A 20998-nucleotide genomic window follows, 5' to 3' on the forward strand; every position below is an offset into this window, starting at 1 on the left:
CCCTGACGGCCCGCGTCGCTTTCCCGCACCGGGGCGACGAATGGCGTGACCGTGTATCGCAGAACCGAGCTGTCGCCTACCGCATCCACCTGGATGTGACCCGGGGCCGCTGGTACCTGGACGCGTCCTGGCAGCGCAAAGACGCGCCCGTCGTGCCGCTGGAGTCCCTGCGGGCCGGCGAGATCATCGGCGTGGACATGAACGCCGACCACCTCGCCGCCTGGCACCTCGACACCCACGGCAACCCGGTCGGCGAACCCCGCCGCTTCGACTACAACCTGACCGGCACTGCCAGCCACCGCGACGCACAGCTCCGCCACGCCCTCACCCGACTCCTCCACTGGGCAGGCGCGACCGGCGTCCGCGCTATCGCGGTCGAAGACCTCGACTTCACCGACTCCAAAACCCGGGAGAAGCACGGCCGCAAGCGCCGCTTCCGCCAGTTGATGTCCGGTATCCCCACCGGCAAACTCAAGGCCCGGCTCCTGAGCATGTGCACCGAGGCTGGAATCCGGGTGATCGCCGTAGACCCGGCTTACACCAGCATGTGGGGCGGCCAGCACTGGCAGAAACCCCTCACCACCAAGACCAGGCCCGTGACCCGCCACCAGGCGGCGAGCGTGGCCATCGCACGACGCGCCCTCGGACACCCGATCCGGCGACGGACCACACCGCCCCGCCAGCACCAGAGCGATGCCGGCGGGCATCGGAGCGCCCAGGCCGGACCAGGTGACCGGCGGCGTGAGGAAACCCGCCGCCCCGTCACGGACCGTAGCCGAGAGCTACGTACCCGGACAGGGACAACACAAGGAACGCGGGCAACCAGGACACCCAAAACCGTTCGGGGTGTCCGCAGTGACCAGGAATGGGTCCAAGACTCACTCCTGCACGCTGATTAAGGAACGGTTGCCTTCCACGTCTCGTGAACCGGATGCCGCCGGCGGGGGTGGCCCGCGCCGGGCGGGGGCGGCCGCCGGAGCCGCCATGGTCGGGAAATCCGGCATCCGCGGTCCGCGGTCCCGCAGCATGGGGCCATGAGCGACAGTGCGATCACCTACACCCTGTACATCCAGGCCGACCCCGACCGGATCTGGCAGGCCCTCACCGAGCCCGCCTTTACGCGCCGGTACTGGGGCCTGAGCTTCGAGACCGACTGGGCGGTGGGCTCGCCGATGGACTGGGTCGAGCGCGGGGCCCGCACCAGCGATCCCGAGCAGGTGGTCCTCGACTGCGTCCCCGACCGGCTGCTCTCCTACACCTGGCACACCTTCACCCCGCAGTGGGCGGCCTCGGTCGGCATCGGCGAGGAGCTGCGGGCCGAACTGGCGAAGGAGCGGCGCACGAAGGTGACGTACGAGATCGAGCCGGTCGGCGAGACCCTCGCCCGGCTGACCATCCTCCACGAGGGCTTCGAACCCCGCGGCACCCTCATCGGCATGTGCGGCCGCGCCTGGCCGCTGCTCGCCTCCAGCCTCAAGACCCTGCTGGAGACCGGGGCCCCGCTGCCCGAGCCGGGCCACGAGTCGGAACAGGGGTCCGGCGGCCACGAGGCGCACGAGCCCCACCCGACCGGTGGACCCGACGGCAGCTGACCGGCCGGCACGGAGAACCGGCGCGCGCCCGGGAGCCGGCTCTCCGCGTCCGCGTCGTCCGGGCCGCCGGCTACCAGCCGGTCGGCGCGCCCCCCCGGGTGCCTGATGCCGGCTCGCGCCCGCGGATAGCAGCCCGACGGCACCCTGACCGCCGGCCGCTCAGGGCGGTCGTGTGGAATGGGTGCCATGGGGAGAGGGAAGCAGCAGCGGCCGGCCATCGCCGTGCCGCAGACGGTATGGGTCATGCCCACGGCGGGCGGCTGGGCTCAGGCGATCGCCGGAGTGGGGTGCGGTCGGCCGGATCCGGCCGTCGTCGATGCCGAGCAGGCCAAGGCCAGGGCGGCCGGTACCGGGACCGCCCTCGCGCGGGACGTGCACGGCCGGGCCGTGGAGGTCCGCTGGGAGCCGGCCACGTACGGCGCGTGGGTCGGGCGCGTCGGCGAAGGCGTTGCCCGATGAGCCGTTCCGATGCCGCCATGCCCCCCGAGCACTGGCGCTACGGCCGCCACCTGGAGTCGCTCGCCGTGGCGCCGGGAGCGGACGCCGAGGCCGAGGTCGCGGCAGCCGTGCTGCGTGATCCCGACCCGGTCATGGCCGAGAGCGCGGTCGTCACCCATCTCGACCGCCGTGCGGCACGGCTGCTGGCCGACGACGGGTTCCCCGCCTGGGCGCGGGCCATGACCGGCGTGCTCGCCGGCCGTGCCTTCCCCGAGCGCCGGCTGCGCGAGTGGACCCTGCTCAAGGCCATCACCCACGGCGAGCCCTGGTCTGCCGCGGAGCTCGTCGCCGCCTCCGACTGGTGCCAGCGCACCGCCGCGCAGTCCCTGACCTCGCTCGACGCCCTCGTCCTGCTCGCCTCCAGCGCCCGCACCCGCCGCGTCCGCAACGCCGCTGCCGAGCGCCTGCGCCGCCGTACCGTGGTCTGACAATGGGCAGCGGCCGGGCGCTGTACGAGGACCCCGCCGGCTCCCGCCGCGCCTCGGCCGGCAGCTGTCAGACGCCGCGCCGCACCCGCGCCGCGCGGCGGGCTTCGGCCTGCTGCCTGGCCTCCAGCGTCTTGCGGGACTCCTTGCCCTTGCCCACCCGCCCGGGGCGGGTGCCCATCCCGCGGAAACCGAGCTCCGAGCCGGACGGCTTGCCCTGGGCGTCGGTCGGGGCCGCGCCGGCCAGCGGGACCCCGGACGGCGCCTTCGCCCCGGTGATCCGGCTCAGGGCCGCCTCGCCGGACCGCACCTGGGTGATGGTGGGCCGGATCCGGGCGTCCGCCATCAGCCGGACCATGTCCCGGCGCTGGTTCGGGGTGACGAGGGTGACGACCCGGCCGGACTCGCCGGCCCGGGCGGTGCGGCCGCCCCGGTGCAGGTAGTCCTTGTGGTCGGCCGGCGGGTCGACGTTGACCACGAGGTCCAGGTCGTCGATGTGGATGCCGCGCGCCGCGACGTTCGTCGCGACCAGGACGGTGACGGCCCCGGTCTTGAACTGCGCCAGGGTCCGGGTGCGCTGCGGCTGCGACTTTCCGCTGTGCAGCCCCTCGGCCCGTACGCCCATGGCCCGCAGGTGCTTCACGAACTGGTCGACCCCGTGCTTGGTGTCGAGGAACATCAGCACCCGCTTGTCGCGCGCCGCGATCTCGGTCGCCGCCGAGATCTTGTCGGCCGCGTGGATGTGCAGCACGTGGTGGTCCATCGTGGTCACCGCGCCCGCCTGCGGGTCGACGGAGTGCGAGACCGGGTCCTTCAGGTACGAGCGCACCAGGTGGTCCACATTGCGGTCCAGGGTCGCGGAAAACAGCATCCGCTGCCCCGCGTGGTGCACCTGGTCCAGGATTTCGGTGACCTGCGGCATGAAGCCCATGTCGCACATCTGGTCGGCCTCGTCGAGCACGGTGATCTTCACGCGCTCCAGGTGGACGTCACGCCGCCCGACCAGGTCGCTCAGCCGCCCCGGCGTGGCCACCACGACCTCGGCGCCGGTGCGCAGCGAGCTGACCTGCCGCCCGATGGACAGTCCGCCGACCACCGTGGCCATCCGCAGCTTCAGGGCCTCGGCGTAGGGGGTCAGCGCCTCCGTCACCTGCTGCGCCAGCTCGCGCGTCGGCACGAGGACCAGCGCCAGCGGGCGCTTCGGATCGGCCTGCTGTCCCGCCGTACGCGCCAGCAGCGCCAGCCCGAAGGCGAGCGTCTTGCCGGAGCCGGTCTGCGCGCGGCCCAGGACGTCCCGCCCGGCCAGGGCGTTGGGAAGGGTCGCGGCCTGGATGGGGAACGGCTCCTTCACCGCCAGGTCGGCCATCGTCTTCACCAGCTCATCGGGCAGGTCCAGCTCCGAGAACGACTTCACCGGCGGCAGCGCCGGCACCTTCGGCTCGTGCATCGTGAACTCACCCTGCGGCCCGATGCTCCGAGGGGCCTTGGCGCCGGATTTGGTGGCGGCCTTGGCACCGCCCTTCACACCGAAGCGCCCATGAGCTGACGGGTTCCTCATGCAGAACCTTTCGAAGCAGGAAAGAAGATGGTCAACCGCCCATGGTACCAGCGGGGGCTACGCCTCCGCGGCGTCCAGTTCGCCCGCCCGCACCTGCGCGCAGTGGGCGCGCACCTCGACCGCCGCGCGCTGGAACCAGTCGGCGATCACGGCGATCTCGTCGGGGGTGTAGTCCGTGAACAGGGCGCCGAGCCGGCGAGCCGGCGCAGCAGCCCCTCGGCCTCGATCCGCCGCGTCGTTGCCCGCTCCGGACAGCAGCGCATGAAGATCGCGGGACGGTAGTCGTCGCCGGGCCGGGGAATGTTGCGAACCTGACCATGTCCGTCCCCTTTCGGAGGGTGCGCCGAAGGTACCTTTCCCCCGATTCACGGATGGGGCGGCCAGAAGTTCGAATCCGCGGCGCGCCCCGGTTGGCCGCGTCCAGCGTGTGCTGTGCGGGACCGTTGGGCAGGATCGAGACGGCCGCGCGTGCGGCCCGCAGTGGAACGTTGAGAAGGATCAGCCAGATGGCAACAGGCACCGTGAAGTGGTTCAACTCGGAGAAGGGGTTCGGCTTCATCCAGCAGGACGACGGCGGCCCCGACGTGTTCGTGCACTTCTCCGCCATCGAGTCCACCGGCTTCAAGTCGCTGGATGAGAACGCGAGGGTCGAGTACCAGGTCACCCAAGGCCCCAAGGGCCCCCAGGCAGAGCGGGTGGTCCCCATCGGGTAGTACCGCTTCGCGAGGCGCTCTCGTGAGCCCGGGCCCCGCCGGTCATCCGGCGGGGCTTTCGCGCGCCCGGGGGCTTTCGAGGGTCCGGCGGTGTCCCTCGCCGCACTAGACGGCGCGGTGGAGGGCCAGCAGGAGGGGCCACATGAGGTCCGCCAGGCCGGCCGGATCGGCAGGGATGGCCTCGTGGAGCCAGTCCGCCAGGACGCCGGTGAAGGCGGCGGCGACCGCCGAGGCCACGAGGTCCGGGTGCGGGGCTCCGACGGCCGTGCGCTCGGCGCGGGCGCGCGCCCGCAGCTCCCGGTGGAGGCGCTCGCCCAGTGGACCGCCGCCGCCCGGGAGGAGGAGCGTGCGGTAGAGCGGCGCGCGCTGGGCGGCGCCCGCCAGGAAGCCGGCCAGTGCGGCGGGGGGCCGGGCCGGGGCGACGGCCGCGGGGCCGGTCTGCCAGGCGTGCAGGGCGTCGACCGCCGCGTGCACCACATCGGCGCAGGCGTCCACGGCGAGGGTGGTGAGGTCCTCGTAGTGCAGGTAGAAGGTGGCGCGGCCGACTCCCGCCCGGCGGACCACCGCCGAGACGCTGACCTCCGCGAGCGGCCGGCCGGCGCACTCGGCGAGCAGGCTCTCGCGCAACCGCGCCTTCGTCCTGGCCGTACGGGGGTCCGGCGCGCGCGACTCCTGTGGGCTCACGCGGCGAGCAGCGCCGCGCCGAGGGCGAGGGCGCCGGGCAGGGCCTGGGCCACGAGGATACGGCGGTTGGCGGTCGCGGCCCCGTACACCCCGGCGACGATCACGCACACCAGGAAGAAGACCTGCGTGGCGAGCGAGTCGATGACCAGGGACCAGACCAGCCCGGCGGCCAGGAACCCGTTGTAGAGGCCCTGGTTGGCGGCGAGCGGCGCGGTGAGGCGCGCGGTGTCCGCGTCGAAGCCGGACAGGGCGCGGCCCGGTGGCCGCTGCCACAGGAACATCTCCAGCACCAGGAAGTACGCGTGCAGGAAGGCCACGAGGCCGATCAGGATCAGAGCGACCGTGTGCATGGCCGCCTCCACTTCGCCGGGGGGTTCGTCAGGATCGGATTTCCTGGACAACTGTACAGGAAATCCGATCCCGCCCCATGGCGGGCCCGCCCCCGGAGTCCGTCAGCCTCCTCCGGGCATCAGGCGCCCGGGCGTACGGAGATGGCCGAGACCGGGCAGGCCCGTGCCGCCTCGCGGACCAGCGGGCTGCCGGCGCCGTCCGCGCGGCCCGGGAGCACCGTGCCGAAGCCGTCGTCGTCCTGGGTGAACACTGCGGGCTCGGTCAGCGCGCACTGGCCCGCGCCGATGCAGACGCCGGTGTCGATCTCGATGTGCACGGGGGGACGGGGAGTCGTGTCGGCCACGGCCCTCACCACGCCACGGGGAGTTCGACCATGCCCTGGATGGTGTCGCCGGGTTTGAACGGGATCCGGTCCGGTTCGGCCGCCAGCCGCAGGCCGGGCAGCCGCGCGAACAGCGTGCCCAGGGCGATCTCCATCTCGGCGCGGGCCAGGTTCTGGCCGAGGCACTGGTGGATGCCGAAGCCGAAGGCCACGTGGTGGCGGGCCGGCCGGTGCCAGTCCAGCGTGTCGGGCTGTTCGAAGACGGACGCGTCGCGGTTGATGACGGAGGTGGAGAAGACCACCCCGTCGTCCGCGCGCACCGTCACCCCGCCGATCTCGATGTCCTCGGTCGCCACCCGCAGCATCCCGTCCGCGATCGACAGGAAGCGCATCAGCTCCTCCACCGCCGTCGAGATCAGGGACGGATCGGCCCGCAGTTCGGCGAGCTGCTCGGGGTGGCGCAGCAGGGTGAACGTGCCGAGGGAGATCATGTTGGCCGTGGTCTCGTGGCCGGCCACGAGCAGGATCACGGCGAATGCGACCAGCTCCTCGACATCGATCTCACCGGTCTCCAGGCGCTGGGCGATGAGCTCGTCGAGCAGGCCGTCCCCGGGCTCCGCGCGCTTGCGCTGGATCAGGTCGTGCAGGTACGCGTCGAGTTGCCGGCGGGCCTCCTCCACATCGGCCGTTTCCGGCCCGCGCAGCAGCCGGCGCGACTGTCCTTCGAAGAACTCGTGGTCCTCGTACGGCACCCCGAGCAGGTCGCAGATCACCATCGACGGCACCGGCAGGGCGAAGGCCCCGACCAGCTCCGCCCGCGGGCCGCCGGCCGCCATCTCGTCGATCAGGCGGTCCACGGTCTGCTGGATCCGCGGACGCAGGGCGGCGGTGCGCTTCAGGCTGAAACGCGGGATCAGCATCCGGCGCTGCGCGTTGTGCTCGGGATCGTCGAAGCCGAGCAGTGCGGCGCGGCGGTTCTGCAGCCCCTTGAAGCGCTGGGTGGGCGCGGGGAAGGAGGCCTTCGTGCGGTCGGCGGAGAGCCGGCCGTCGGAGAGCAGGGCGCGCGCCTCGGCGTGCCCGGTGACCACCCATACCGAGCGGCCGTCGAAGAGGGTGACGCGGGAGAGGGGCCGCCCCTCCCGCAGGGGCTCGTAGCCGGTCGGCGGGTGGTAGGGGCAGGTCCGGTCCTGGGGAAAGGCAACGGTCTCTGACGTGAAGGACATCAAGCACCTCGCGAGCATGGTTCCGTGATCCGTCGTGCCGGACTCCATTACATGCCTGAGGCACCTATCCCACCTATGCCACTTTCGGCCAGATCACCCGAGTTCGCCCAAGTGGGTGTCCAGGAACACCCGGAACTCCTCGCGCGTCATCGGTCCGGCGTGGCTCGCGACCGCCCCGCCGTCCTTGATGAGCACGGCGGTCGGGGCGGCGGTCACCCCGTAATGCCTGGTCGGCCCGGGGCAGCGGGTCATGTCGGTACGGACGGCGGTGAACCGCGCCCCGTACTCCTCGGCCAGCTCGCCGACGACGGCGTCCATCGCGCGGCATGCATCCAGGGCCTTCGGCCAGGTCCCGCAGAAGTAGGCGAGAACCGGCCCCGGCGCCATGGAGAGGATGAAGTCGAACTCCTGGTCCTCCAGTGGCTGGTGTACCCGACGTGCCATGCGTACCGCTCCTCGCTCCCGCGCCCCGCCCGTGATCGGGAAGGCGGCCACCATCATCGCCGCTCGGAGGTGGCCCGTTGTCAGTGGCGCCTGTGAAGCTGAGCGGTATGGACGACAGGATGCTCCGGCGCCGGGTCTACGGCGCCGACCACGACGACCCCGACCCGGGCCCGCGCCCCGGCCACGTCTACGGCGAACTCGTGGGCGGCCCCCTCGACGGGCTCCTCCTCGACATCACCGGCTGGAGCGCCCCGCAGCTCGCCGAGGAGGCCAGGCTCCCCACGGAGATAGGGCGCTACGGAGCGGGCGGCCGCGCCCACTACCGCCGCCGACCGGGTGATCCGGGGCGCTGGGACTGGACCGGCGACAGCCGCTGACCGGCCCCGGGCCCCCCGTCCCCGGGCCCCCCCTCGCCGGTGGTGGAACTCAACCGGGCGGTCGCCGTCTCCATGGCTCAGGGGCCCGAGGCGGCCCTGCCGCTGGTCGACGCCCTGGCGGAGGAACCGGCCCTGCGCGCCTACCACCTGCTGCCGAGCGTACGGGGCGACCTGCTCGAACGCCTCGGACGGCCGGCTGAGGCCCGCGCCGAGTTCGAGCGCGCGGCCGCGCTCACCCGCAACGCCCGCGAGCGCACCCTGCTCCTGCGGCGGGCGTCCGGCCTCTGATCCGTGGCGGCCCCGGCCCCGCGCGGGCCGGGACCCCTGGTCATCTGCGGCGGGCGAACGAGGCCACGTCGAGCGGTGTGCCGAGCGGCCGGCGGGGCGCGGTCAGTGCGATGGGGCGCCGGAACCCGCCGGAGCGGGCGATCTCCTGGACCGTCAGGCGCAGGGCCTCCTGGAAGTCGCCCATGGTGCGGCGGGCCGCCGGGGTGTCGACGTACAGGGAGTTCATGTGCATCCCGGCGGCGTCCCGCTGGAACCACGAGCAGGCCCCGTTGGCGCGCGCCGACCACACATGGGTCGCGGGCCGCCACTGGCCGTGGCGCTCGGCGCCCGGGCACTTGCGCATGTCGAGGTACGAGAAGAAGTTGACCGGGTACGGCCAGGAGCGGGCGGCGAACTCCTCGGGCGCCAGCAGCTCCCACGCCCGTACGAACGGAACGTCGATATGGCCGATCATCTCCGTGAACCCGGCCCGCACCGCGGCCATGACCTGCGCGAAATCCCGCCCTGGGGAAGCGTCGAACTCGATGGGCATGGTGTTGACGAACCAGCCCACCGAGTCCGCCCACGTGCCCCGGCCGCGCTCGCTGACCGGCATGAGGCCCCGGTAGACACCGGGCCCGCCGGCCTCGCGCAGACACACGGCGACAGCGGCCAGCACCCCCATGAAGGGCTTCCCGTCGACCGTCGCACAGGTCTTCTCGAACACCTCGGCATCGGCGGCGTCCAGCAGCGTCGAGGCCTCGTTGACGATCGGGTACATCCGGCCCGGCTCCACGCCGAGGTCGAGCGGGAAGCGGGGGAAGAACGAGCCGCCCCGGCCGATGAAGGACTTCCAGTAGTCCAGACGCCCGTCGTCGGCCTCGATGGAGAGGTAGCGCCGCCGCTGCTCGTCTGCGAAGTCGAGGTAGCTGGGGGCGGACGGCAGTTCGACGTCCTCGCCGCGGCACAGGGCCTCGTACGCGCTCAGCACCTCGTTGACGACGATCGGCATCGACATGCCGTCGCACACGATGTGGTCGAAGGCGAGGTAGACCGTCGCGGAGTCCTCGCGCAGCACCGCGCCCATGGTGAACAGCGGCCAGGAGAGGGTGTCGATGGACCGCTTGAACCGCTCGACGAGGAAGCCGCGCAGCAGCTCCGATGTCGCGAAGGTCCCCACCTCCTCGGCATCGAGCGCCAGTTCGGCGGGGTCGAAGGGCTCGCAGGCCAACTCCCCGGCCAGGCGGCGGAACGCGCACCGCAGCACCTCGTGCCGCTGGACGAAGCCCAGCAGGGCCTGGGCCAGGGCCCGTTCGTCCAGCCGCCCGGCCACCTCGAAGGTGACCGCCAGCCACGACGCCACGGGATCATCGGCGGCGCGGCTCTCCTCCGCTACGGTGAAGTGCTTGTCCTGGTTGAAGGACGCCCTCCTGCCCGTCGGATCGGCCGGGCCGTCGGCCCCGGCCGCAGCCGTGGACCGCAACCGCCACTCGACCACCCGGCCGGGTGCCACCTGGTGCATCTCCAGAGGAAATTGCCGCATTCCGTCATCCCTTCGCCCCCGAGTCAACCCCCCAGCCCCTAACGACCCCCGGGCCGGGGAGGTGACGGAACGACTTGCGGGCTCAGGATCCTTCGGCCTCCACGTCGTCGCGGCGGACCTCGATGTGGTCGGCGGCGAGGTCCACCGCGACGCGGTGCTCCATGCCCAGGGCCTCCAGGAACTTCTGCGGGAGCTGCACGCGGCCGGTGCGGTCCAGCATCACGTACTCGCGCTCGCTCACCGACTCCGCGCCGTGCTCGTCGGTGACCGTGCGGCGCAGGACCTCACTGCTCGTGCGGCCGTCGCGGATGGCGACCGTACGGCGGACCTCGCCGGCGACGAGCGGGTCGTGGGTCACGATGACCACCGTCGCGCCGAGGTCCCGGTTCACCGTGCGGAAGGCCTCGAAGATCGCGGCGCCGGTCTCGGAGTCCAGCTCCCCGGTGGGTTCGTCGGCCAGCAGCACCCGCGGGTCGTTGGCCATGGCCACGGCGATGGCCACGCGCTGCTGCCGGCCGCCGGAGAGCGCGGCCGGGCGCCGGTCCGCGAGGCTGGCGATCTCCAGGGCCTCCATGAGCTCCGAGACGCGGGCCGCGCGGCGCCCGGCCGCGCCCCGGGAGGCGCGCCCCTTCAACTGCATGGGGAGCGCGATGTTCTGGGCCGCCGTCAGGAACGGCAGGAGGTTGCGGGCCGTCTGCTGCCACACGAAACCCACCGTCTCGCGGCGGTAGCGCAGCCGGTCCTTGGCGGACATCTCCAGCAGGTCGTAGCCGCCGACGGTGGCGGTGCCGGCCGTGGGGACGTCCAGGCCGGCCAGGATGTTCAGCAGCGTGGACTTCCCGCTGCCCGAAGCGCCGACCAGCGCCACCAGATCGCCCTGCGCCACGGTCAGTTCGAGCCCCTGCAGGGCCTGCACCTCGACGCCGCCGGCGCTGAAGATGCGCACCAGGCGGTCGCAGACGATGGCCGTGCCCGCCCCCGTCGTACGGGGTGCTGCGGCGGCCAGGGCCTGCCGGCGCAGCTCTTCGTAGGTCGGCTGGTCGGTGTTCACCGCTCGTCTCCCGCTCTCAACTCGGTGGTGATCTGTCTCCGGCCGGATATCGCCGCCTCCGCGAGGACGACCGCCACGACCAGCGCCTGGGTCAGTACCGGCCGCGCGGCGAGGTCCACCCCGGCCGCGACCGGCGCGCCGACCAGGGCCGACAGGTCCACGGCCGGGCCGAGCAGGGCCACGGCGGCCGCCGCGGCCGGCGCGCCGCCGAACGCGGCGACCAGGGTCTGGGGCAGCGCTTCGGTCAGGATCAGCGCCACGCCCTGGCGCGGCCGCAGCCCCATCGTGCGCAACCGGGCCAGCAGCGCGGCCCGTTCGGGCGCGGCCCGGACCAGCGTCAGCAGGACCGCCAGCAGGGCGAAGCCGGCGGCCCCCGCGACCGAAGCCCAGAACAGGCGCTGCACCGCATGCTGGAGCGGGTCGGTGGCGAGGTTCGCGACCACGGTGGCACTGGTCCGCACCTGGTACTTCTCGGCGGCCGCGGCCGGCAGCGCGGCCCGGAGCAGCTCCTCCAGCCGGTCGGCGTCGACCGAACCGGTGGCGAACCACCTGTTCGGCAGCGCGGACTTGGGCAGCAGCGAGGTCATCGGCCGGGCCGGCAGCACGAGGGTGGCGCCGCCGCGGTCCGGCAGGGCCGGCGTGCCGTCGACCACCCCGGCGGCCCTGACCTGGAGGTCCTCACCGCGGATCCGCAGCCGGAAAGGCCGGTCGCCGGGTTCGGCCCCGAGGTCGCCGCTGAACAGCGCGGGCACGGGATCGTCGAGGCTGCCCCCGCCCCCGGCGAGCACCGCCGGGTCGAAGCGGCCGCGCCCGGCCGTCCGGGCCAGCTCCGCGTAGGCCGCCGGATCGGCGACGACCACCGTGACCTGCCGGGAACCCCGGTCGACGCCGAAGAGGAAGGCGTCCTCCTCCGTCCAGGCGGCCACCGAGGTCCGCACCTCGGGCAGGGCCCTGGCCGCCCGGATCAGCTCCGCGGGAACGGCCTGGTCCCGGGGAGCGGTGATCTGGGCGTCTCCGCCGCACCGCGTCGACCAAGGCGACCGGGGCGACCAAGGCGACCGGGGCGACCAGGGCGACCGGGGCGACCGGACCGGCCAGGGCGACCAGGCCGGGCAGTCCGCCGTCCGCTGAAGCGCCACGCCGCGCCGTTCACCCGCGCGTGCCGTGTCGCCCGTCCGCTGCGGCGATCGCGCGCGGTGATGACGGAGAGTGGGCCGCGTGGATGTGGACGAGGTCATCGACGCCCTGTACGCGCTGCCCCCGGCGCTGTTCACGGCCGCCCGGGACGAGGCGGCGGCCCGCGCCAAACGGGCCGGGGACCCGGCGGCGGGGAAGCGGATCGCGGGGCTGCGGCGCCCCACGCTGGCGGCCTGGACGTCGAACACGCTGGTACGGGCGAAGCCGGAGGAGGTCGAGCAGTTCCGCCAGCTCGGACAGGCGCTGAGAGTGGCGCACCGCACCCTGGACGGGGAGCAGTTGCGCGCCCTGTCCCACCAGCAGCACGTGGTCGTCGGGGCCCTCGCGCTGGAGGCGCAGCGACTGGCCGAGGAGGCCGGAACGCCGGTCTCCGACACCGTGCGGCGCGAGGTCGGCCAGATGCTGTACGCCGCGCTGGCCGATCCTGAGGCGGCCGACGCGTGGGCCTCCGGCCGGCTGTCGAAGGCCCCGGCCCCGGTGACGGAGTTCCCCGGCATCGACCCGGACGCCGTGCCGCCCGCACCGCCGCCCGCACCCGCGCCCGTACCGCAGCCTGAGCCGCCCGTACCGCGGCCCGAACCGGCCGGACGGCGCCCCGACCGCCGGGTGGAGGCCGCCCGCGTCGCCGCCCAGGACGCGGAGTGGGCCGCGACGGCCCGGGAGGACGAGCTGCGCGTGGCCGAGGAGGCGCGACAGCGGACGGTCGAGGCGGCGGCGGCCGCCGATGCCGAACTGGAGCGCGCCCAGGCCGCCCGGGACCGCGCGTACGCCGCCGTGGCCGAAGCCGAGGAGCGGCACCGCGAAGCCGGCCGCACGGCCCGGGAGGCCCGCCGCGCCGCCAAGGCCGCGGGCCGCCGGCTGCGGGCCCTGACGGGCGACGCGGCCGGCGGGACCGAGGGCGGCGGGGACGGCGGGGACGGCGAGGGCGGCTGATGTCCCGGCCCGGCCGCGGCTACTCGGTGTGCAGCTCCGCTGTCCGGGTCGGCGGCGGGGGTGTCCACGACATCGGGCGGCAGGCCGGGACAGGAGGCCGGCGGCGGCAAGCGGGAGCGCCGGATTGCCGGCGAGTCCGCACAGGAGGTGGTTCACGGGCGGGTCCCCTGTCCGGCCGCCGCCGTCAGGGCCTCGGCCAGCGCGCTCGCGTACGGCCGCGGCCGCCGTCGGCGCGGCAGCAGCACCCCGATGTGCCGGGCGGGGCGCGGAGGTTCGACGCGGACCACCGCCAGCCCGGGCGCCGGTGCCAGCGACACGTGCGGCACCAGGGAGACCCCGACACCGGCCGCGACCAGCGTCTGTGCGAAGAAGTAGTCGGTGGTCGACGCCCCGACCCGGAGGTCGAAGCCGGCGAGGCCCGCGTAACGGCGCAGGAACGCCTCCGTCTTGAGACAGCCGAGCACCCAGCGGTCGCCGCCGAGCTCGGCCGGGCTCAGTGAGGCCCGGCCCGCGAGCCGGTGCCCGGCCGGCAGCACGAGCCACAGCGGATCCTCCATCAGCGGCAGCCAGTCGAGCCCCGGCCGCTCACCCGCCCCCACCGGCGGAGGCCCGTCGAAGTGGTAGGTCAGGGCGAGGTCGGCCGCGCCGCCGCGCACCATCGGCACGGCGGCCTCCGGCTCGCTCTCCAGCACCGTCAGCTCCACCTCCGGGTGCGCGGCCACGAACCGGGACAGCGCCTCGGGCAGCAGATGCCGGCCCCCGCTGGTGAAGGTGGCGACCGTCAGGCGCGGCCGCGGCGCGGTGAGCCGGTCGATCTCGTGGCGGACCTGGTCCAGTTCGGCGGATATCCTCTCCGCCGCCTCCACCAGCAGCCGCCCCGGCTCGGTCAGCGTGACCCCGCGCGTGCTGCGCACCGCCACCGGGTGGCCGAGCGTGCGCTCCAGCGAGGCGATGTGCTGGGAGACGGCCGACGGGGTCAGGAGCAGGGCTCCGGCCGCCTTGTTGAAGCTGCCGTGCTCGGCCACGGCCCGAAGGATGCGCAGCCGCTGCACGTCGATCATCGGTTTTCCTTCATACGCGTTCAGTGGATCGTCAGTTCCGCTGGGGACCCTACAGCGGCAGAGTCGAACGCATGCGAAAGATTCTTGTCATCGGCGGGAGCCGGTACTTCGGAAAGAGCCTGGTCACCAGGGCCCGTGACGCGGGTGACTCGGTCACGGTCCTCAACCGGGGCTCCACCGCCCCGCCCGCCGGTGTCGGCCACCTCGTCGCCGACCGCGACGACGAGGACCGGCTGCGGGCGGCACTGGGCCCGCGCACCTTCGACGCCGTCATCGACCAGATCTGCTACACGCCGGACCAGGCGGCCGTCGCCCGGCGCGTGTTCGCCGGACGGACCGGGCGCTACGTCATGACCTCGACGATGGAGGTGTACGACCCGGCCACCCTCCCCGGACCGGCGGACCCCCGGCGGCGGGAGCCCGTGGCCGAGGAGTCCCTCGACCCCGTGGCGCTCGCGCACCCGCCAGGGCTGCCGTGGCCGGACCGGGCGGAGGCGGAGCGGCTGCTCGGCCCCGCGCGGGCCTATGCGGAGGGGAAGCGGCAGGCCGAGGCCGTCTTCCTGCGCGAGCCGGCCTTCCCGTACGTCTCCGTACGGACCGCGCACGTCCTGGGCGGCGGGCCGGAGGACTTCACCGGGCGGCTGGCGCACTACGTCGGGCGGATCGCCGACGGGATCCCGGTCGACGTCCACGAAGCCCCGTACGCCACCTCGTTCATCCACCACGAGGAGATCGCGGAACTCCTGCACTGGGCGGCGGGCCAGAGCTTCACCGGGCCCCTCAACGCGGCCTCGCACGGGGCGCTGGACGTGACCGCGCTCTGCGAGGCGGTCGCCGAACGGCTCGGGCGGCGGCCGGTGTACCGGATCGCCGGGGAGGGCGCCGCCGCCTCGCCCTTCTCCTTCGACCGCGGCTACGCCCTGGACAACGGACGGGCCGCAAGGCTGGGTTTCTGCTTCGGCCGGATCGCCGACTGGCTGCCCGGGGCGATCACGGAGGTGGCGCAAGTGGCCTGACGAACCGTCGTTCGAGGCGTCGCCGCGTCCCTGGAGGAGGTCGCCCCGGCGCGGCCGCGGGGCTGCACGCGGCCGCCCGTGTGAGACCGGGCCCGCCGGTTGGGTAGGGTGCCGGTCGTCGGGTGAGGGATCAGCGGGGGAGACATGAGTCGATGAGTGGTCAGCAGCCGGGCCGGGCCGGTAATCCACAGGTCTTCCAGCCGCTTGCGGCGGACGATCCGACCACCGTCGCCGGATACCGGCTGGCCGCCAAGCTAGGCGCCGGCGGCATGGGCAAGGTGTACCTGTCGTACACGCCCGGCGGCCGGCCCGTGGCCATCAAGGTGATCCGCCCCGAGTTCGGCGAAGACCCCGAGTTCCGGCGCCGTTTCGCCCAGGAAGTGCAGTCCGCCCAGCGCGTGCAGGGGCTGTTCACCGCCCCCGTCATCGACGCCGACACCGACGGCGCCCAGCCCTGGCTGGCCACCGCCTACGTGCCGGGGCCCTCGCTCGCCGATGCCGTCGTCGCCCACGGGGCCCTGCCGGTCGAGGCGGTGCTGCTGCTGATCGCCGGCATGGCAGAGGCCCTGCACGTCATCCACGGCGCGGGCATCGTGCACCGCGACCTCAAGCCGTCCAACGTGCTGCTCGCCGCGGACGGGCCCCGCGTCATCGACTTCGGCATCGCCTACGCCGCCGACGCGACCTCGCTCACCGGCAGCGGAGTGACCATCGGCACGCCCTCGTTCATGGCCCCCGAGCAGGCGGCGGGGCGCAAGGTGACCCCGGCGACCGACATCTTCGCGCTCGGCCAGGTCGCGGCGTACGCGGCGACGGGCACCCCGGCCTTCGGCGAGGGCACCTCGCACGGGGTGCTCTACCGCATCGTGCACGAGCAGCCCGACCTCAGCGGGGTCCCGGAGCGGCTGACGGAACTGGTCACCCGCTGCCTCGCCAAGGACCCCGAGGCCAGGCCGACCATCGCCGAGGTCATCCGGCTGTGCCAGACCGCGAACGCGGAGACGGTGCTGCGCCGCCCCGAGGACTGGCTGCCCAGCTCGGTCGCCGCCGACATCACGGTGCGCGCGGCCGCCCCGGCCCCGGTCCAGACCCCGCCGCCCCCGGCGGCCGCCCCGGCCGTGGCCTACTCGCCGACCGCGCCGGTGGCCCCGGCCACCCCGCCGCCGGGCTTCGGGCCGCCGCAGCAGCAGCCCGTCCAGCCGCCGGTCCAGCGGCCCGGAACGCCCGTACCGCCTGCGCAGCAGCCGCCGAGGCCGTACCCCGCGCCGCCGGCGCACGCCCACGCCTACGCGCCGACCCCGTTCCCGGCGCACCAGCACCAGCAGCAGCACCCACAGCCGTACCCCGGAGCGCCGGTGCCCCCGAAGAGCGGGGGCAAGCGGGGCGTGTTCATCGCCCTGGCGGCCGCGGTGATCTTCACCGTCGCGGGCAGCGCCACGGCGTACGTCCTGCAGAAGGACGACGGGCAGCAGAAGCAGGGCAGCGGCGGTTCGGCGCAGGGCGCGGAGCAGGGCAAGGGCAACGACACGACGGCGGCTGGCGGGGCCGCGGCGGGCTCCGCGAAGCCTAACGCCAAGGCCGACCCGAAGCCGGCCGACTTCAAGGCGATCAACCTCACCGCCGGCTACCACCTGACCCTCGGAGACGATGACGTCCGGCCCCAGCAGGGCGAGGACGGCGGGTACGAACTCTCCTACGACACCGGCGGATACCTCGACGCGGAAACCTCCGAGGGGAACCTGGTGCTGCTCGACCCGGGGCAGGAGGGCTCCCTCGCCGTCTGCCGCGCCGAGACCCGGTTCGCCAAGAACATCTACCTCACCAAGCTCGCGAAGGGCCGGCAGATCTGCGTCAGCACGGGCACCGGGCACATGGGCCTGGTGACCGTGCAGGGGTTCTCGCCCGAGGGCTCGCCCAGCGAGTACATGACGCTGGACGTGACGGTCTGGCGCAATGCCGTCGGCACCGGTTCGGGCTCGCGCAGCTGAGCCCGGGAACTTCCGCGGAACCGGATCTCCCGGGCCGTCGTCTGAGACCGCGTGTGGATGAAACGAAGAATCGCCGTACTGCTGTTCGCCCTGCTCACGACCCAGGTGGGCGCGCTGGTCAACCCTGCCTACGCGTGCGGCTGCGGGGCCATGGTGCCCGACGGGCAGTCCCGGATCGGCGTCGACCGGGAGACCTCCGTCGTGCGCTGGGACGGCCGTACGGAACAGATCGTCATGCGGTTCACGGTCGGCGGGGACGCCCACCGGGCCGCCTGGATCATGCCCGTGCCGGGGCGGGCCACCGTCGAGCTCGGCGATGCCGGGATGTTCGGTGAACTGGCCTGGCTGACCCGGCCCGAGCGCAGGACGCGCAGCTACTTCTGGCCGCGCGGCGGCGACTGGCCCTTCTCCTCCGGGGCCCGCGACGGCCTCGCTTCCGCCCTGCCGGGCAGCGCCGACGCGGGAGTCGGCGTCGTCGGCCGCGAGCAGCTCGGCGACTTCGACGTCGCACGCCTCACCGCCACCGACCCCGACGCTCTGAAGAACTGGCTCGAGTCCAACGGCTTCAAGCTCCCCGACCGGCTCGCCGCCGAGGTCAAGCCGTACGTCGACCAGAAGTGGGAGTACGTGGCCGTACGGCTGGCCCCGCGGCAGCAGGGCAAGGTCCTGCGGGGCGACCTGGACCCCCTGAAGATCCGCTTCGAGAGCCCGCGGCTGGTCTACCCGATGCGGCTGTCCCGGATGGCGCGCACCCCGCAGTCCCTCGGCCTGTACGTGCTGGCCGACCACCGCATGGAGCCCGGCTCCGCGATCGGCGGATCCGCCCCGAAGGTGACCTTCGCCGGCACCGTCACCCCGAAGGACGGCCCGCTGGCCGAACTCGCGGGCGATAAGCAGGTGTTCCTGACCGCGATCGACCAGGAGTTCCCGGAGCCGGGCCGCATCGACGCCGACCACGAACTGCGCGCCGCGCCCGCGGACGCCCCCTACCGCCGGGCCGTCTACCGCGACAAGCTCCTCACCGTGGGGGACGGGATCCCGGTCTGGCTCCTGACGGTGTCCGCCGCCCTCGTCGCCCTGGCGGCGTCGGCCTTCGCGGTGCTCCGCCGCCGACGCCGCCTGAACCCGGCCTAGGAGCTAGACGCTCAGGGACCGCCAGAACGCGCACTGGTGGTCCTCCCCGAAGGACGTACTCGGCCGCGTCGCCCAAGGGTTGAGGGTCAGGACGGTCCCGGTGCCGGTGCCCGTCCGGGGCCACCCGGGCTGGTCCGGCACCGCCGGGGCGCCGAAGCGGGCGAAGGCGCCCCAGTAGCGCTTCATCCGGGTGGCCAGAGCGACCTGGACCGGGGTCAGCGGCCGCTCGCCCATGGTGAAGTCGTGCAGGTACGCCAGCTCCGCGCTGTGCGCGTTCGACTCGTCCAGGCCAGGCACCTGCGCGCCCGCCAGTGTCGGCGAATCCGGGTCGTCGAACTCGTAGGCGTACGTCGGTACTTGAGGGGCGAAGAGCTGCGCCGTCCACGCGGTGTGGCAGGCGAAGGACGAGTCGGTCATGAGGGCCGACAGCGCCAGATACGCAGAGCCGTGCGCGGCGACCGGATAGCGGGCGAGCACCTCGGAGCCCGCGGCCCCGTACTGCGCCAGGACCTGCGCCGCGTACTGCTCCGCCGTCAGGTGCGGTTGGCTCAGGGCGACGAAGAAGCGGGACTCGGAGCGGGTGCTCCCGACCAGGACCGGCACCTTGTTCCACGCCCCGCTCCCGATGGCCCGCGCGGGGTCCACCGGCAGCAGCCCGTCACCGGACGCCGGACCCGAGGTGGGGAGCGTACGGGCGGCCTCGACCAGAGCCGGTCCCGGGGCGCCCCGCAGGCATGCGGCGATACCGGCCGGACCGGCGCACCCCGCCTGCGCGGCGAAGGCCCGCGCCTCGGTTTCGGCCCGCGCGCTGTCGGGCGTACGGATCAGCGTGCACGGGCCGCTCTGCAGCACGGCCCGGTGGAACAGGCCGGCGGCGGACGGCGCGGCCAGCAGCGCGCAGACCGAACCGCTGCCGGCGGACTGGCCGGAGATCGTCACACTGCCCGGATCGCCGCCGAACGCGCCGATGTTCTCCCGCGTCCACCGCAGGGCCGCCACCTGGTCCATCAGGCCGAAGGACCCGGAGTGCCGGTCGTTCTCCGCGGCCAGTTCGGGCAGTCCCAGATAACCGAGCTGCCCCAGGCGGTAGTTGATGCTGACCACGACCGTCTGGGTGAGATCGGCCATGGTGCGCCCGCCGAACTGCGTGCCCGTCCCCATGGTGTACGCGCCCCCGTGCATCCAGACGATCACGGGAAGCCGGGACCCGGGGCGGGCCGTCCGCGGCCGGTAGACGTCCAGGTACAGGCAGTCCTCGCTGACGGCTTGCGGATCACGCAGCCCGAACGGCATGAACTGCAGACACGCGGGGGCCTGCCGGACGGCGTCGCGCACCCCGGTCCACCGGGGCGGCGGCTCGGGAGCCCGCAGCCGGGCGGCCCCGACGGGGGGAGCGGCGTACGGGACGCCGAGGAACTCCTGCGCTCCGTCGTGGGCCTGTCCCCGTACGGCGCCCTGCGCGAGGGCGGCCACCGGGCGCGGTGGTGCGTCCCCGGCCGCCGCCGGCGGTGCCGAGACGGTGAGCAGGGCCGCCAGCGCAAGAGCCGTACCGATCAGGGGTCTTGCCGAAGCCAGCCGCTTTCCGGGCCACTTCATCCGTCCTCCTGGGTGTGACCGGGGGCCGGGGGCGGGGCGGGCGTGCGCGTGCTCCACCTCCCCGCCCCCAGCCGTCCGATGGGGTGGGTTTACAGGTGCAGCCCCGCGAGCAGGGCGGTGGTCAGGGCCTGGTCGGCCGGGCCGGTGTTCCAGTCCGCGTTCATCGGGCTGACGGCGATGCGGCCGGCGCTCACGGCCTCGATGTCGCCGCCCTTGGCCGCGGGCCGCAGGGCCACCTTCACGGAGACCTTCCACGTGCCGTCGCCGGAATCGGTGAAGTCGGGCTGGAGGAAGTTCTGCGGATCCTGGAAGGTCGCGGCCACACCGGCGGCCGTGCCCTTGCCGTCCGCCCCGACCACGGGGTGGTTGACGTTCAGGCCGACACCCTGGGGCAGCAGCGGGCCGGACCGTGCGTGCGCCCGCAGCCGGTCGATCAGCCGGACGGCGAAGTCGACCGTGGGGTCCATCGCGTTGACGGTGGTGACCGGGTCGGGCGCGGTCAGGCCGCCGGTGCTCAGCGCGATGGCCGGCACACCGGATTCCAGCGCGGCGACGGCGCCGCCGACCGTACCGGAGTGGGTGGCGAGCCCGGCGACGTTCGGGCCGAAGTTGGTGCCGGAGACCACCAGGTCGGGGGCCTTGCCGGCGAAGACCTCGGCCAGGCCGAAGGCGACGGAGTCGCCCGGGGTGCCGTCCACGGCCCAGACCTTCGGCTCGGGGTGCTTCACCGTGACGGAGGGCGCGCTCATCATCTTCGTACCGGTGCCGCTCTGGTTGGTGAGCGGGGCGACGATCGTGACGTCGTGCCCGGCCGCGGTCAGCCGGTCGAAGGCCTTCCGGATGCCCGGCGCGTTGTAGCCGTCGTCGTTGGTGAGCAGGATCCGCAGCGGGCCGGCGGGCGCGGTCTGCGGCGTGGCGGCGGCGGCGGGTGCCGTGCCGGCCAGGGCGGGTGTGCACAGCATCAGGGCGGCCAGCGGCAGGACTCGCTTGCGTCTCACAGGGTGCTCCTTCAGAGGGGCGGGGAG

22 protein-coding genes and 2 pseudogenes are annotated in these 20998 nt (G+C 73.8%); 12 read left to right on the top strand and 12 right to left on the bottom strand.

Features of this window, described 5'->3' with window-relative positions; genetic code table 11:
* The 4 genes and pseudogenes from J7E94_RS34775 to J7E94_RS20795 form a co-directional block, all read left to right on the top strand.
* Positions 1–899: pseudogene (locus J7E94_RS34775) on the top strand (IS200/IS605 family accessory protein TnpB-related protein); the annotation flags it as partial.
* 135 nt (positions 900–1034) lie between these two features.
* A complete protein-coding gene (locus J7E94_RS20785) occupies positions 1035–1592 on the top strand; it encodes an SRPBCC domain-containing protein (protein WP_215017572.1) in 558 nt (185 codons plus the stop codon).
* Between the two features lie 186 nt (positions 1593–1778).
* The gene (locus tag J7E94_RS20790; RefSeq protein ID WP_215017574.1) at positions 1779–2051 is read left to right on the top strand and encodes a hypothetical protein; all 273 of its coding nucleotides are present in this window, start codon (positions 1779–1781) and stop codon (positions 2049–2051) included.
* Entirely contained in the window at positions 2048–2518 is a 471-nt protein-coding gene (locus J7E94_RS20795; RefSeq protein WP_215017576.1) for a hypothetical protein, read from the top strand. Before J7E94_RS20790 ends, J7E94_RS20795 begins: the two co-directional genes overlap by 4 nt.
* 67 nt (positions 2519–2585) lie before the next feature.
* On the opposite strand, the gene J7E94_RS20800 is transcribed toward J7E94_RS20795, so the two are convergent.
* Positions 2586–4073 (bottom strand): DEAD/DEAH box helicase, encoded by a 1488-nt coding sequence (locus J7E94_RS20800; protein ID WP_215017578.1) that lies wholly within the window; start codon positions 4071–4073, stop codon positions 2586–2588.
* Between the two features lie 506 nt (positions 4074–4579).
* On the opposite strand from J7E94_RS20800, the gene J7E94_RS20805 reads away from it, so the two are divergent.
* A complete protein-coding gene (locus J7E94_RS20805) occupies positions 4580–4786 on the top strand; it encodes a cold-shock protein (RefSeq protein ID WP_215017580.1) in 207 nt (68 codons plus the stop codon).
* Between the two features lie 105 nt (positions 4787–4891).
* Here the strand turns inward: J7E94_RS20805 and J7E94_RS20810 are convergent, their stop codons facing one another.
* The 5 genes from J7E94_RS20810 to J7E94_RS20830 all read right to left on the bottom strand — a co-directional run bounded on the left by J7E94_RS20810 (position 4892) and on the right by J7E94_RS20830 (position 7810).
* Positions 4892–5470: a TetR/AcrR family transcriptional regulator gene (locus tag J7E94_RS20810; protein WP_215017582.1), complete on the bottom strand. Its 579-nt coding sequence runs from the start codon at positions 5468–5470 to the stop codon at positions 4892–4894.
* Entirely contained in the window at positions 5467–5820 is a 354-nt protein-coding gene (locus J7E94_RS20815) for a DUF1304 domain-containing protein (protein WP_215017584.1), read from the bottom strand. Before J7E94_RS20815 ends, J7E94_RS20810 begins: the two co-directional genes overlap by 4 nt.
* A 119-nt stretch (positions 5821–5939) precedes the next feature.
* The gene (locus J7E94_RS20820; RefSeq protein WP_215017657.1) at positions 5940–6137 is read right to left on the bottom strand and encodes a ferredoxin; all 198 of its coding nucleotides are present in this window, start codon (positions 6135–6137) and stop codon (positions 5940–5942) included.
* 32 nt (positions 6138–6169) lie between these two features.
* Entirely contained in the window at positions 6170–7366 is a 1197-nt protein-coding gene (locus tag J7E94_RS20825) for a cytochrome P450 (protein WP_215017586.1), read from the bottom strand.
* A gap of 93 nt (positions 7367–7459) precedes the next feature.
* On the bottom strand, positions 7460–7810 hold the full coding sequence (locus J7E94_RS20830; RefSeq protein ID WP_215017588.1) for a co-chaperone YbbN: 351 nt from the start codon (positions 7808–7810) through the stop codon (positions 7460–7462).
* Positions 7811–7917: 107 nt separating this feature from the next.
* Here J7E94_RS20830 and J7E94_RS20835 point away from each other — a divergent pair, with 107 nt between their 5' ends.
* The gene (locus tag J7E94_RS20835; protein WP_215017590.1) at positions 7918–8187 is read left to right on the top strand and encodes a hypothetical protein; all 270 of its coding nucleotides are present in this window, start codon (positions 7918–7920) and stop codon (positions 8185–8187) included.
* A 30-nt stretch (positions 8188–8217) separates the two neighbouring features.
* A pseudogene (locus J7E94_RS20840) lies at positions 8218–8475 on the top strand (RNA polymerase subunit sigma-24); the annotation flags it as partial.
* A gap of 40 nt (positions 8476–8515) precedes the next feature.
* On the opposite strand, the gene J7E94_RS20845 reads toward J7E94_RS20840, so the two are convergent.
* The 3 genes from J7E94_RS20845 to J7E94_RS20855 all read right to left on the bottom strand — a co-directional run bounded on the left by J7E94_RS20845 (position 8516) and on the right by J7E94_RS20855 (position 11974).
* Entirely contained in the window at positions 8516–9997 is a 1482-nt protein-coding gene (locus tag J7E94_RS20845) for a condensation domain-containing protein (RefSeq protein WP_215017592.1), read from the bottom strand.
* 82 nt (positions 9998–10079) lie between these two features.
* Positions 10080–11048, bottom strand: coding sequence for an ABC transporter ATP-binding protein (locus J7E94_RS20850; protein WP_215017594.1), 969 nt, complete (start codon positions 11046–11048; stop codon positions 10080–10082).
* A complete protein-coding gene (locus J7E94_RS20855; protein WP_215017596.1) occupies positions 11045–11974 on the bottom strand; it encodes an ABC transporter permease in 930 nt (309 codons plus the stop codon). Before J7E94_RS20855 ends, J7E94_RS20850 begins: the two co-directional genes overlap by 4 nt.
* 73 nt (positions 11975–12047) lie before the next feature.
* On the opposite strand from J7E94_RS20855, the gene J7E94_RS35470 reads away from it, so the two are divergent.
* Complete coding sequence (locus J7E94_RS35470) at positions 12048–12179, top strand: hypothetical protein (RefSeq protein WP_285440805.1); 132 nt, start codon at positions 12048–12050, stop codon at positions 12177–12179.
* Between the two features lie 87 nt (positions 12180–12266).
* Positions 12267–13178, top strand: a complete 912-nt coding sequence (locus J7E94_RS20860) for a hypothetical protein (RefSeq protein ID WP_215017598.1) — start codon at positions 12267–12269, stop codon at positions 13176–13178.
* Between the two features lie 152 nt (positions 13179–13330).
* On the opposite strand, the gene J7E94_RS20865 is transcribed toward J7E94_RS20860, so the two are convergent.
* Positions 13331–14239, bottom strand: coding sequence for a LysR family transcriptional regulator (locus J7E94_RS20865; RefSeq protein ID WP_215017599.1), 909 nt, complete (start codon positions 14237–14239; stop codon positions 13331–13333).
* Between the two features lie 71 nt (positions 14240–14310).
* Between J7E94_RS20865 and J7E94_RS20870 the strand changes: the two genes are divergently transcribed.
* From J7E94_RS20870 to J7E94_RS20880, 3 genes are all read left to right on the top strand, one after another.
* Positions 14311–15255 (top strand): NAD-dependent epimerase/dehydratase family protein, encoded by a 945-nt coding sequence (locus tag J7E94_RS20870; RefSeq protein WP_215017601.1) that lies wholly within the window; start codon positions 14311–14313, stop codon positions 15253–15255.
* Positions 15256–15407: 152 nt separating this feature from the next.
* Positions 15408–17243 (top strand): serine/threonine-protein kinase, encoded by a 1836-nt coding sequence (locus J7E94_RS20875; protein WP_215017603.1) that lies wholly within the window; start codon positions 15408–15410, stop codon positions 17241–17243.
* A gap of 57 nt (positions 17244–17300) precedes the next feature.
* On the top strand, positions 17301–18377 hold the full coding sequence (locus J7E94_RS20880; protein WP_215017605.1) for a DUF2330 domain-containing protein: 1077 nt from the start codon (positions 17301–17303) through the stop codon (positions 18375–18377).
* Between the two features lie 3 nt (positions 18378–18380).
* On the opposite strand, the gene J7E94_RS20885 is transcribed toward J7E94_RS20880, so the two are convergent.
* Complete coding sequence (locus J7E94_RS20885) at positions 18381–19973, bottom strand: carboxylesterase/lipase family protein (protein WP_215017607.1); 1593 nt, start codon at positions 19971–19973, stop codon at positions 18381–18383.
* A gap of 89 nt (positions 19974–20062) precedes the next feature.
* On the bottom strand, positions 20063–20971 hold the full coding sequence (gene surE / locus J7E94_RS20890; protein WP_215017609.1) for a 5'/3'-nucleotidase SurE: 909 nt from the start codon (positions 20969–20971) through the stop codon (positions 20063–20065).
* Positions 20972–20998 lie beyond the last annotated feature (27 nt).

Source organism: Streptomyces sp. ISL-94 (assembly GCF_018614075.1).
In the GTDB taxonomy this organism is placed as follows: domain Bacteria; phylum Actinomycetota; class Actinomycetes; order Streptomycetales; family Streptomycetaceae; genus Streptomyces.

Bases quoted from the DNA above. Each gene is read 5' to 3' on its own strand.
- J7E94_RS20785 (WP_215017572.1), top strand. From the start codon at position 1,035: ATGAGCGACAGTGCGATCACCTACACCCTGTACATCCAGGCCGACCCC.
- J7E94_RS20790 (WP_215017574.1), top strand. From the start codon at position 1,779: ATGGGGAGAGGGAAGCAGCAGCGGCCGGCCATCGCCGTGCCGCAGACG.
- J7E94_RS20795 (WP_215017576.1), top strand. From the start codon at position 2,048: ATGAGCCGTTCCGATGCCGCCATGCCCCCCGAGCACTGGCGCTACGGC.
- J7E94_RS20800 (WP_215017578.1), bottom strand. From the start codon at position 4,073: ATGAGGAACCCGTCAGCTCATGGGCGCTTCGGTGTGAAGGGCGGTGCC.
- J7E94_RS20805 (WP_215017580.1), top strand. From the start codon at position 4,580: ATGGCAACAGGCACCGTGAAGTGGTTCAACTCGGAGAAGGGGTTCGGC.
- J7E94_RS20815 (WP_215017584.1), bottom strand. From the start codon at position 5,820: ATGCACACGGTCGCTCTGATCCTGATCGGCCTCGTGGCCTTCCTGCAC.
- J7E94_RS20825 (WP_215017586.1), bottom strand. From the start codon at position 7,366: ATGTCCTTCACGTCAGAGACCGTTGCCTTTCCCCAGGACCGGACCTGC.
- J7E94_RS20830 (WP_215017588.1), bottom strand. From the start codon at position 7,810: ATGGCACGTCGGGTACACCAGCCACTGGAGGACCAGGAGTTCGACTTC.
- J7E94_RS20835 (WP_215017590.1), top strand. From the start codon at position 7,918: ATGGACGACAGGATGCTCCGGCGCCGGGTCTACGGCGCCGACCACGAC.
- J7E94_RS20845 (WP_215017592.1), bottom strand. From the start codon at position 9,997: ATGCGGCAATTTCCTCTGGAGATGCACCAGGTGGCACCCGGCCGGGTG.
- J7E94_RS20865 (WP_215017599.1), bottom strand. From the start codon at position 14,239: ATGATCGACGTGCAGCGGCTGCGCATCCTTCGGGCCGTGGCCGAGCAC.
- J7E94_RS20870 (WP_215017601.1), top strand. From the start codon at position 14,311: ATGCGAAAGATTCTTGTCATCGGCGGGAGCCGGTACTTCGGAAAGAGC.
- J7E94_RS20875 (WP_215017603.1), top strand. From the start codon at position 15,408: ATGAGTGGTCAGCAGCCGGGCCGGGCCGGTAATCCACAGGTCTTCCAG.
- J7E94_RS20880 (WP_215017605.1), top strand. From the start codon at position 17,301: ATGAAACGAAGAATCGCCGTACTGCTGTTCGCCCTGCTCACGACCCAG.
- J7E94_RS20885 (WP_215017607.1), bottom strand. From the start codon at position 19,973: ATGAAGTGGCCCGGAAAGCGGCTGGCTTCGGCAAGACCCCTGATCGGT.